At 34.9% G+C, this 999-nt stretch carries 3 protein-coding genes; 2 read left to right on the top strand and 1 reads right to left on the bottom strand.

The window, feature by feature from the left end; all coding sequences use genetic code 11:
* The coding region (locus RHOW815_RS08250; RefSeq protein WP_215217798.1) for a transposase at positions 1–328 on the bottom strand (328 nt) is incomplete at its 3' end.
* 121 nt (positions 329–449) lie between these two features.
* Between RHOW815_RS08250 and RHOW815_RS09235 the strand changes: the two genes are divergently transcribed.
* Together RHOW815_RS09235 and RHOW815_RS08240 are read left to right on the top strand one after the other, a co-directional pair.
* Positions 450–533 (top strand): transposase, encoded by an 84-nt coding sequence (locus tag RHOW815_RS09235; RefSeq protein ID WP_215217799.1) that lies wholly within the window; start codon positions 450–452, stop codon positions 531–533.
* Between the two features lie 75 nt (positions 534–608).
* A complete protein-coding gene (locus RHOW815_RS08240; RefSeq protein WP_215217797.1) occupies positions 609–782 on the top strand; it encodes a hypothetical protein in 174 nt (57 codons plus the stop codon).
* Positions 783–999 lie beyond the last annotated feature (217 nt).

The raw sequence follows: 999 nt of genomic DNA, 5'->3' as shown, positions 1-999 counted from the left end.
GCTTTTTCTGACCTCGCCAACCAATTTTTTTTAAAACTATTTCAAGAATACTCTTAGAATTTTTATCATCTTTTTTATTCCAAAGAGGGAAATAATAATCACATAATTCCCATTTAGGATATTCTATGGGTAACATACGCCACTGGCAACCACTTTTTAAAATGTACAAAATTCCACAAAAAATATCATATAGATCAACTCTTCGTGGACGTGTTTTTTTGTGTGTAGACTCAAGTATTAGATGGATTTTGCTAAATTGTTTACGAGAAATATCGCTTGGATAAGAGCGGGTCATAACTACCTCCAAAGGTTTTATGAAAACTATCATTATACCTTAATGAGAAGATTTTAAACAGGCTCTAAGACTGGTCAGTCAAGATAAAGAAGTAAAGCAGCTCATGACAATTCCTGGCATAGGACCTGTAACAGCATGAACCTATAAAACAGAAATTTTTGATCCAGCCCGCTTCAAAGACTCTAAATCAGTAGGAGTTTATCTTGGTATGACTCCCAAACAATATGCCTCTGGATAAGTGCAAAGACAGGGAAGAATTTCGAAATGTGGATCCAATGAACTTAGGTCCTTGTTAGTTGAGGCTGGAATGGTAATGCTCACACAAAGTAAGAAATGGAGTAAAGTGAAAGCTTGGGGTTTAAAAATTATGCGAAAAAAAGGGATGAAGAAAGCCACTTTAGCAGTAGGTAGAAAGTTATCCATGATCATGCACAAGATGCTGATCGAACAAAAAGAATTTATTTATGGCGAGCCAAAAATAGCTTAAAACACATCTTTTTAGAAATAGAAAAGTACATTAGGAAAAGCAGCTAAAATTTTTGTAGGAGAAAAACCGAAGAAATAGGCAAAGACGAAAAGAAGTTGGCTCTTAGAAGCCGTAATAGACATTAGACCTCTTTCAAAACCCATTAACATAGCTCCAGATTATAAATGCCCGCAATTAGATTGAACCGAAGACCAAACCTTTTTCGTCTATTTCTATA

This window comes from Candidatus Rhabdochlamydia sp. W815, assembly GCF_018642185.1.
Lineage (GTDB): Bacteria > Chlamydiota > Chlamydiia > Chlamydiales > Rhabdochlamydiaceae > Rhabdochlamydia > Rhabdochlamydia oedothoracis.
Note: the sequence above shows the minus strand (reverse complement) of the source record. Positions and strands in the feature narration are given on the sequence as shown.